This is a genomic window from Sulfuricurvum sp. (assembly GCF_028710345.1).
Classification (GTDB): domain Bacteria; phylum Campylobacterota; class Campylobacteria; order Campylobacterales; family Sulfurimonadaceae; genus Sulfuricurvum.
On record NZ_JAQTUH010000029.1, the window covers coordinates 1 to 9,902 of the forward strand.

The following is a 9,902-nucleotide window of genomic DNA, read 5'->3' on the forward strand; positions in this document are numbered from 1 at the left end:
AAACACTTGTTTTGCAACCAAATATGCAAATAAATAAATTCAAAATTTTGATACCACGGTGTTATAGTTTTCATTTTATTTGCATTCCGTAGAACTATCCGTTACAATTTCATCAATACACACAAAGGAGAGACCATGAAAAGTCATACTATGCCTATTTCACAACCCATTACGCCTAGCCGTATCGCGAGCTTCTCTCTCCTCCTGCTAAACCTGCTGTAATTTCCTCTTTTTCAATTTCTTTTTTTAATTTTTAGTTTTGCTATATCGGGCGCAATGCGTCCGTATGTCAGCATTTTTTCATTGTTAACTATATGAGGATATCTCTATGCACACGCATACAAAATATACACCGTATCCAACGGTCACATTGGATAAACGAGAGTGGGCGGATAAATCTGCCACAGTTGCCCCATGTTGGGTCAGTACCGATTTACGCGATGGGAATCAAGCGTTAGCCAACCCGATGGGGATAGAGCAAAAAATTGCCTATTTCAAAGCGTTGGTCGAGTTCGGGTTCAAAGAGATTGAAGTCGCTTATCCCAGCGCGTCACAGACAGAGTTTGATTTTTGCCGCCGTTTGATCGAGGAGGGGTTAATCCCTGAGGATGTCACTATAGGTGTACTTGTCCCCTCGATAGAGCGTCATATCATTCGCAGTTTTGAAGCATTAAATGGAGCCAAGCGGATCACGATGCACTTGTACAATCCGACCGCCACGAATCAGCGCAGTGTTGTCTTTCGTCGCAGTCGTGAGCAGATCATCGCGTTGGCGTTAGAGGGGGTGGCGTGTATCAAACGTGAAGCGAAGCACTTTGGAGGGGAAGTAGTATTTGAGTATTCGCCGGAGAGCTTTTCACAAACCGAGTTGGATTTTGCCCGTGATATTTCCAATGCGGTGATTACAGCGTGGGAACCGACGCGGGAGCATCCGATGATTTTGAACTTTCCCAATACGTTGGAAGCGTGTTCACCCAACATCTATGCCGATCGTATCGAGTGGATGTCTAAACACATCAAAAACCGAGAGAGTGTCATCATTAGTGTCCATCCCCACAATGACCGAGGATGCGCGGTCGCGAGTGCGGAGTTGGCGGTATTGGCAGGGGCGCAAAGGGTTGAGGGGACGATCCTTGGAAACGGCGAGAGGGCAGGGAACGTCGATTTGATCACGTTGGCGTTCAACTATTTTTCCCAAGGGATCGATCCGTGTTTGAGGGTAGACAAAGTCGATGCCATATTGGAGCGGGTCACGAGCATTACAGGTATGAGTGTCGCCGAGCGTCATCCGTATGTGGGTTCTATGATCTACACTGCATTTTCAGGTACTCATCAAGACGCGATCAAAAAGGGGATGGAACACCACAGAGAACAAAACAGTCCCAAATGGGAAGTACCGTATTTAGCGATCGATCCGCGCGACATCGGTAGAGAGTATAAAGACTCTATCCGTATCAACTCCCAATCGGGCAAAGGGGGTGTGGCGTATGTGTTAAAAGAGATATATGGTATCGAAGTCCCCAATGATATGCAGACGAAACTTGCCGACGAGGTAAAACGGATTTCGCAAAAACGAGGCGGTGAAATCAGCAGTGACGAGGTGCTTGGGATTTATGAGGGGATGATGAAACGTAATGAAAACAGTTGGAATGCGCAGGAATACAATAAACATGCGTCATTCGTATCAAACTTGGCATTGCCAGTCGTCGATTTACTTGCTCCGATAGAGGGGGAGGAAATATTGGATTTGGGATGCGGTGAGGGGACGTTGGCACTTGAAATCCAAAAGAGCGGTGCGAAAGTAACGGGAGTCGATTTGAGTCACGAGATGGTCAAAAATGCACGTGCCAAAGGGATTGATGCTATGGTCATGAGCGCAACGGAGTTGGAGTTTAAAAACCGATTTGATGCGATCTTTTCCAATGCAGTGCTTCACTGGGTAAAAGAGAGTGAAACCGCTGTTAAAAACATCCATGATGCCTTAAAACCCCATGGAAGATTCGTCGCAGAGTTTGGAGGGATAGGTAATTGTAAAACAGCCGTCGATGCGATGAAAGAGGTGTTTAAAAATCACCCTGAATTTGGAGCGTTTGACGATCCGTGGTACTTTCCGAGTGTGGAAGAGTATCGTACCCTCTTGGAGTCGTGCGGGTTTAGAGTCGAATACATCGAATTAATCCCTCGACCAACCCCAGTGGATGATATCGCCAACTGGCTTGATCTTTTTGCCAATGGGGTAACGGCTCATTTGAGTCGCGAGGAGTTTAATGTGTTTAAAGAGGAAGTTAGTAGGATTACGAAACCGAAGTTGTACGATGAAAACGACGGTTGGCATGTTGATTATGTCAGGTTGAGAGTTAAAGCGGTGAGGGGATGAATATGGAGACTATTTTTATTATCGATTATATTGCGTTAGGGTTGCTAGTCGGATTTATGGCAGGATTACTAGGGATTGGCGGCGGCGGTATTATGGTCTCTATATTTGCTATATTGTTTGTTATGCAAGGATTTCCGAGTGAAGGGATTATGCACATGGCATTAGGGACATCGATGGCGACAATCATATTCACCTCGTTTTCGAGCATGATAGCGCACTATAAAAAAGATAATATCGAAGTACCGATGACTCTTCGTATTAGCGTCGGTGTTTTGGCGGGGACATTTATTGCAACGTTTATCGCATCGTATCTCAAAGGGGTCTATCTTGCCCTCTTTTTCAGCGTATTTATGAGTTACATCGCCTACAAAATGTTCAGAAAAGCGCACTATTACCATAATGATAATCCGCATGGCATCGTTGGAAACATCGCTAGCGGTACATTTATCGGAGCGATTTCAGCACTGGTCTCTATCGGAGGAGGCTCACTTAGTGTACCGTATTTGATGCACCAAAATTTCGATATTAAACGCGCTATCGGAACGTCAGCAGCGATAGGATTTCCCATCGCGATTTCAGGGACGCTTGGTTATCTGCTCAATGGATGGAGCCATACTGATTGGAATCATTACATTATCGGATATATTTATGTACCTGCAGTGGTATTGGTCGCGATTAGCAGTGCATTTACAGCTCCTCTTGGAGTTAAATACGCAACACAGCTTCCGACCGACATACTTAAAAAGGTTTTTGGACTATTGGCGGTAGTATTGAGTATTAAAATGCTTTTTTCGGTTATTTAAAACGAAAGAAATTTGTCTCGCACCAAAGCTCTAGAGACTGTGAAAGAACTAAGAAAAAGGGGCGGAATTTCCCGACGATCTATGTAAGTGCAGGGCGTAGTGGATTGGAGATAGAACTCTCGCCGAATGATTTAAAAATACTCTGTTCGGCTGAGTTTTATGATCTGAGGGGATGAATTACTTTTAAGGCTCGTGGCATTGCTGCCAGCAGAGCACGACAATCTATTTCAAACCAGAGATGAGCACTTTCCCCTCTATCATCTTTGGAATCCAGATCGTTTTGTTTTTCGTATCAATCCAAAAATCAGCAGGTCCCGCGATAGGATCGATTTTTAGATCACTTTCGGCTTTTGTTTTGAGATTATAGGTGTGGATAACCCCCGCTTTTTCCATTTTTACCCAGTCTGAGAAATAGAGGGTATTGCCAACTTTTTGTACACCATCAAATATCCCCTCAGCTTTTGCAAGAGGGGTAACCGCACCGCTTTTCGGATTAATCTCGACGAGTTTACCGCCTCCGCCAAACATATTTTCCGGTGTTTTAGCAAGCATAAGTGCGTATAGTTTCCCCTCGGTATAGTAAACACCATTAGCGGTAGGTAGATCAGCTATCGCTTTGTAGGTTTTGGTTTGAACATTGAGTTCATAAATTTTACCGCTATCGGTCGCGCTGACGATTAAGGTATGAGCATTCTTTACCGTGATGTCGTTGAGAAAATTTACCCCATCAAATGCGAGTGAAAAGACCTGTTTTTTTGTTGCAATATCAAACCCTTTGACTTCATCCACATCCGCGACATAAAGAGTGTTATGAATCACCGCCAAACCCTTTGGAGCATTGAGAGCAGTTATAAAGGTTTTATCGACCATCTCACCTTTTTGATTCAGAAGCGAGATATATCCGTCACCATCTTTATCGGTCGGCTTTAATTCAGCACCGACGTTTGAAACATAGGCTTTTTTCCCGTGTACGAGTACGCTCTCAGGATGTCCCCCTACATCAATCTCTACTTGTCCGCCAAATGCCACAGCCACCAATGCCATACTGAGTAATACACTTTTCATTTTTTCCCTTTTTTTTTTAAGATTTAAACGCTTCTTCAAGCGCCGCCGTGTCTTCAAAAAATCGACACACTACTATTTTACCATCTTGAAATGTGGCGACTAAAGACCAATGCGAACAAAAAAGCTTTCCTGTGCTTTTGACGATATGCTCGAAATAGCCATATGCCATCACGGTGTCATTTTCTCCCATAATGCCCAAAAATTCAAATTTTTGCGTCTCGAATGCCTTAGTCAGATTGGCAAATAATTGTTTAAAACCTTCATGACCCACGTAGGTACCGTATAAAAAACATTTTTCATTCGGTTCTTCTTTGATAGCAATGTATTTTGCATTATCATCTACAAAGGAGAGCATTTTTTGTTCATCTGTTTTCGCTGATTTGAAGAACTCTACAAGTCTATCTTTGTTGTTCATTGTATAACTCCGTGTTCTTTGTCATAGGCATCAAATACCTCTTTTGCGGCAAGTGCTCCGTTGATGGCGGTAGGAAACCCTGAATAAACTGCCATTTGAGTAATGATCTCGATAATTTCCGTTTTTGTAACGCCAACATTAAGAGCGGCATGAATGTGTACTTTTAATTGCGGAGTGGCGTTTCCCATTGCCGTCAATGCCGCAATAGTCGCAATCTCTCTATCTCTGAGATTTAACCCCTCTCTTGAATAAATATCACCAAAAGGAAATTCGATGGTATATTTAGCCAAATCAGGGGCTATATCTTTGAGTGCATTGACAACATTCTCACCCGCTTTACCATCTACCTCTTTGAGCTTTTCCCAACCTCGCTCATATCTTGACTGCATTACATTCTCCTTTTGCTCAGCGGCATTACACCCGAGCATCCCGATAAAGATAACGAATAGTATTTGTTTCATTTCATAATCCGGTATAAAATTTATCGAAACAATTGTACCGCTAAATCCAAAAGCTCTGTTAGCCTATAACATCAAATTTTTTATCCGTGACGTTATACGCTGATAGTAACATTACTTTTTCAGTTTATCGATTATTGCTTTCGCTATGCTTTTACTAGAAGATGGGTTTTGTCCGGTAATCAGGTTTCCATCCACTTCGATATGATCTGCCCAATTTTCTTTTGAGATGAAAATAGCTCCGCGATTTTTGAGTTCTGTTTCTAGTAAAAAAGGCATTTGTTTCTCAAGTGTACCGGCAAACTCTTCTTGATTGGTAAAACTGGTTACTTTTTTCCCTTTAACCAACGCTGTACCATCGGGTAGATTGATATTTACCAAACTAGCTGGTCCATGACAAACGGAAGCAATGAGTTTATTATCTTTTGCAAAATTTTCAAGTACCTTTTTGATTGTCGGATCTGTAGGGAAATCAAACATGGCTCCATGACCGCCCGGAATATAAACTGCGTCATATTTTGAGAGATTAACCCCTTCGAGTCGCACACTGTGTTGTAATACGGATAAAGGTTCTTCCCACTGAATTTTTTGTTTCTCATTAGGTAAGCTTCTTGGGTCAATCGGCACATTGCCTCCTGAGATACTTGCAACCGTTATTTCAAAATTTTGGTCTTTGAACTCCATATAGGGAATTGCGAACTCTTCTAACCAAACTCCTGTACTATCCCCATTATCCATATGGGAAAAACTTGTGACGATGATTAAAATTGAGATGATGGTGTTCATCTTGGTACTCCTAAGATTTGAATTACAGATCTGTATTATGTATCGACGACGATTGACAGTATAAAACCAAAAACACTATAATGCAAATTATATTATTTATGTATTGGAATAAAAATATTTATGGTTAATTTGGAACTTTATAGAAGCTTTGTAGCAGTATATAGAATCGGCACGGTTTCCGGTGCAGCTGAACATTGCGATTTGACACAACCGGCAGTTAGTCAACAGTTAGCAGGCTTAGAAAAAAAGATGGGGAAGCTATTGTTTGAACGTACACCGCGTAAAATGGTTCCAACACCGGATGGGAAGGAGTTGTACACGCAGATAGCTCAAGCATTTGATGTATTGGATAATATTTCTAAGATTGATGCTATTGGTAATTCGTTTTCACTACTCCGAATTGGCGCACCTTTGGAATTTTTTTATGAGGAATTTATTAAAACACCGTTGCCGGATATATTTCGATACCGATTTGTATTTGACACTAGTGACGTATTGCTAGATAAGCTCGAAGCAGGTGAGTTGGATATTGTAATATCGACAGAACAAAAAACGAGAAAAGGGGTTGTTTTTCAAAAATTTAAAGAAGAAAATTTTCTTTTAGTCGGTTCCGTTGATTCTAATCCTCCCGATGGCGGTGAAGATAAGATTTTGCATCAATGGCTTTTGAACCAACCGTGGATAAGTTATGATGTTCAATTACCGATTATTAGACGATATTGGATGAAGCGATTTCATGAGCGACCAAAAATATTACCAAAATTGGTCATTCCAAATTTGCATGCTATTTTGAAAGCTGTTCAAATGGGAAAGGGGATTAGTGTATTGCCCGATTATCTTTGTAAAAGTTTGTTAGAGAATCAACAACTTAGACGAATTGATACTATCGATATTGATGTGGGCAATTCATTATGGTTATGTTATAAAAAAATGGGACAAAATAAAAATAACGTACACGATTTTTTGAGTTTATTAAATATCAATTTTTAGTAATGGTTATCCCTGAAGTTTTTTAGGCAATTGAGCGTATCGCTCTTTAAACATACGTGTAAAATGGGAGTGGCTTTTGAAACCGCAATTGTACGCCGCTTCTCCGATATCACTCCAGCCATTCTCTATTAAAAACTTGGCTTTCTCCAGTCTTTTCCCCCATAGCCACTCCATCGGTGTGGTGGCGTAGAGTTTGAAAAAATCGCTTTTAAATGCGCTCAAACTTCTACCGCTACGTTGTGCAAATTCCGATAAACTCCACGTCTGAGTAAAATTTTCGTTCATAAAGAGTGCCAAATCGGCTTTACCGAACATGGAGGATTTAAAATAGGTGCTAAACTCCTCTCCCTGATCGGAACTTGCTAGTAGTAAGATAATCTCTTGGAGTTTTAGGATTAAGAGTTCATCGGCGAATTTCGGTTTTTCTTCTGTGAGTCGGAGTAATGCTTCACCTGCGGCTTGGAGGCTGTCGGTTAATTTGACGCGAAAGAAACCGTCACTTTTCATATTTTTGGTGACATCTAACGTTGGGATTGAGCGGAACAGATTAAGTGCTACCGTGTCATCAAAAAAAATCAGCAGACAGGCGTATTCATCCTCTGCCGTCATCTCACTCATGATATATTCACCTCTGGCGAGGAAAAAAGCTTCTCCCGCACGGACGACAATATCTACACTCTTTATATGTAAGTGTTTTTCACCTTTTAAGACGATATTGAGTAGATGCTGATTGACGAAAGCTTCGCTTCGATAGTGGTCGGTGACCGAAAAATATTTTGCCAGTATGATTCCATTAGCAGTAATAGTGTGTTCTTTGAAATTGGATTGAATGTAATCGGTAGCGACGAGTGGGACGAGTGAGCTCATAATGATGATTGCTTTTTGTTGAGATAATACGTTTATTGTACTATTATTTGGAGAGAAAAGTTAGTCTGAGAAGTTTGTTTTTTTGATTGTGGGATTTTTAATACGCTCCCGATTTATAATTTACTTGTGAATATAGATTTTGTTTGACAATTTTAGGACACTTCTATTGACAAAAAGTATTCCTTGCTATATACTTGCGACATCAAATATATAGCAAGGAAATTGCATGTCACAAAATATAGAGTTACTTTTGAGTATTTCATCAATGCAAAACAATATTTTAAAAACACTAGACAGACATCTGAGTGTTCACGGAATTTCGTTTTCAGAATTTTTAGTAATGTATCGACTCTCTTTAGTATCCAACCGAACCGTTCGCAGGATTGATTTAGCGGAAAGTGTAGGGATGAGCGCGTCGGGAATTACACGACTTTTGAATCCAATGGAGAAATTAAAACTTGTCGAAAAAGAGCAAAATCCTCGTGATGCACGGGTGAGTTTTGTGAAATTATCCGATGTTGGATTTGATCTTTTAAATGATGCAATAAAAAGTGTTCAACATGCAACCGATAGTTTATTTAAATCACTTGATACAAACGATATTGAGTTGTTTTTAAAGTTGATAAATAAGATAAGATGAAAGTGAGGAATAAATGGGTGTTTATTTAAGATTAAACTTTTCTAACCGATTTTTTGCTACACTTTCACAATTATACAAAGGAGAGCAGATGACATATTATCGCACTATAGACAATACCCCTCTTGTCCGAGTTGCTCTCTTTTGGCTTCTGCCATAATACTTTCTTTTTAACCTCATTACTATTTATATCTAAATTCCTAAAAAGGTTTGTCAGTATGGCACAAATCAAAATTTATGGTTTAAAAAACCATATCGTTCCGATTCGGGAACATCTTTCCGATATCATCCATAATTGTGTAGTTGAAGCGTTATCGTTTCCGATAGATAAACGGGCGCATCGTTTTTTCCCGATGGAACGTGAAGATTGGTATGCTCCTGAGGGGCGTACAGAAGCTTACACGATAATAGAAATAACTATGATGTCAGGTCGTAGCGTAGAATCTCGAAAAAAATTGATTAAATTACTCTTTGCTAATATTGAAAATCAGCTTGGAGTATCTACTACCGACATTGAAATCTGTATTTTGGAAAGCCCACCTGTGAACTGGGGATTTCGAGGTCAATGTGGAGATGAAATTAAACTAAATTATAAAATTGAAGTGTAACAATGAAGCCGTTGCAATTAGACGATTTCCTCATTACGGGTCGTACTTTTGAGGAGTATGTGGCATTTTTCGATTTAAATGCCCAGACGATGAAAAACATGAGAGTTTTGGACTGCCCAAGCGGGGCGAGTTCATTTATAGCCGAAGCAAAGAGCAGAGGAATAGCGGCGTCAGGGTGCGATATTTTGTACTGTTATGATCGTGATGCATTGCGTGCGCAAGGGGAGAAAAGTATTGAGAAAATCTATACCGATACGAGCTGGATGGCGGATAATAATTTTGACTTTTATCATTCGATAGAGAGACATAAAGAACATCGAGTAGGGGCATTAGAAGCCTTTTGTACCGATTACAACACAAAGGACTATTGGTTCGCGGAACTTCCGAAATTGCAGTATGCTGATGATAGCTTTGATTTGGTGCTGAGTTCGCATCTATTGTTTGTCTATGATGATAGATTAGACTTAGCGTTTCATGAAGCCTCAATCACTGAGATGTTGCGGATAGGAAATGAGGTGCGTATTTTCCCACTGGTCGATTATAAAAACTCCCGTGTGGATGAACCCGATAATCTCAGTCCCTTTGCTTATCAAATCGCAGAAAAATTTGGCGGTGAGATTGTCAAAGTCGGATTCGAGTTTCAAAAGAATGGAGGGTATATGATGAGGATAAGACGGTAAAGGTTATGGGTGTCACCTGACACATCAAATTTGCCAACTCTCCTGAGTTGGAGCACTTTATTGAATCTGCATTCCCACTCAGAGAGTGAAACGAGGTAAATTTGAAATTTGAATGATGGGTTGGGTTAGGCAAAATTAAAACTGCAAGTCTTTGATAAGATCAATTTGCTTATCAGTTATTTCTAAAAGACAAAATACATAACCTGCTATTCCACC

11 protein-coding genes are annotated in these 9,902 nt (G+C 40.5%); 6 read left to right on the plus strand and 5 right to left on the minus strand.

Going from position 1 to position 9,902, the window contains the following annotated elements; all coding sequences use genetic code 11:
- Nucleotides 1-328: 328 nt before the first annotated feature.
- Together PHC76_RS14405 and PHC76_RS14410 are read left to right on the plus strand one after the other, a co-directional pair.
- Nucleotides 329-2,377 carry a 2-isopropylmalate synthase gene (locus PHC76_RS14405; protein WP_299975054.1) on the plus strand — a complete coding sequence of 683 codons (2,049 nt, stop codon included), beginning with the start codon at nt 329-331 and terminating at the stop codon, nt 2,375-2,377.
- A gap of 2 nt (nt 2,378-2,379) precedes the next feature.
- Complete coding sequence (locus tag PHC76_RS14410; protein ID WP_299975056.1) at nt 2,380-3,180, plus strand: sulfite exporter TauE/SafE family protein; 801 nt, start codon at nt 2,380-2,382, stop codon at nt 3,178-3,180.
- Between the two features lie 222 nt (nt 3,181-3,402).
- Here the strand turns inward: PHC76_RS14410 and PHC76_RS14415 are convergent, their stop codons facing one another.
- From PHC76_RS14415 to PHC76_RS14430, 4 genes are all read right to left on the minus strand, one after another.
- Nucleotides 3,403-4,245, minus strand: a complete 843-nt coding sequence (locus tag PHC76_RS14415) for a hypothetical protein (RefSeq protein ID WP_299975058.1) — start codon at nt 4,243-4,245, stop codon at nt 3,403-3,405.
- Between the two features lie 16 nt (nt 4,246-4,261).
- Complete coding sequence (locus PHC76_RS14420) at nt 4,262-4,660, minus strand: nuclear transport factor 2 family protein (RefSeq protein ID WP_299975060.1); 399 nt, start codon at nt 4,658-4,660, stop codon at nt 4,262-4,264.
- Entirely contained in the window at nt 4,657-5,121 is a 465-nt protein-coding gene (locus PHC76_RS14425; protein ID WP_299975063.1) for a carboxymuconolactone decarboxylase family protein, read from the minus strand. The genes PHC76_RS14420 and PHC76_RS14425 overlap by 4 nt, the downstream gene beginning before the upstream one ends.
- Before the next feature lie 111 nt (nt 5,122-5,232).
- Entirely contained in the window at nt 5,233-5,904 is a 672-nt protein-coding gene (locus PHC76_RS14430) for a type 1 glutamine amidotransferase domain-containing protein (RefSeq protein WP_299975065.1), read from the minus strand.
- A 120-nt stretch (nt 5,905-6,024) separates the two neighbouring features.
- On the opposite strand from PHC76_RS14430, the gene PHC76_RS14435 reads away from it, so the two are divergent.
- Entirely contained in the window at nt 6,025-6,894 is an 870-nt protein-coding gene (locus PHC76_RS14435) for a LysR family transcriptional regulator (protein ID WP_299975068.1), read from the plus strand.
- A gap of 6 nt (nt 6,895-6,900) precedes the next feature.
- Here the strand turns inward: PHC76_RS14435 and PHC76_RS14440 are convergent, their stop codons facing one another.
- A complete protein-coding gene (locus tag PHC76_RS14440) occupies nt 6,901-7,761 on the minus strand; it encodes a helix-turn-helix domain-containing protein (RefSeq protein WP_299975072.1) in 861 nt (286 codons plus the stop codon).
- Between the two features lie 226 nt (nt 7,762-7,987).
- Here PHC76_RS14440 and PHC76_RS14445 point away from each other — a divergent pair, with 226 nt between their 5' ends.
- From PHC76_RS14445 to PHC76_RS14455, 3 genes are all read left to right on the plus strand, one after another.
- A complete protein-coding gene (locus tag PHC76_RS14445) occupies nt 7,988-8,401 on the plus strand; it encodes a MarR family transcriptional regulator (protein ID WP_299975075.1) in 414 nt (137 codons plus the stop codon).
- Between the two features lie 215 nt (nt 8,402-8,616).
- Nucleotides 8,617-9,006: a tautomerase family protein gene (locus PHC76_RS14450; protein WP_299975078.1), complete on the plus strand. Its 390-nt coding sequence runs from the start codon at nt 8,617-8,619 to the stop codon at nt 9,004-9,006.
- Between the two features lie 2 nt (nt 9,007-9,008).
- A complete protein-coding gene (locus PHC76_RS14455) occupies nt 9,009-9,686 on the plus strand; it encodes a hypothetical protein (RefSeq protein ID WP_299975081.1) in 678 nt (225 codons plus the stop codon).
- The last annotated feature ends 216 nt before the right edge of the window (nt 9,687-9,902 follow it).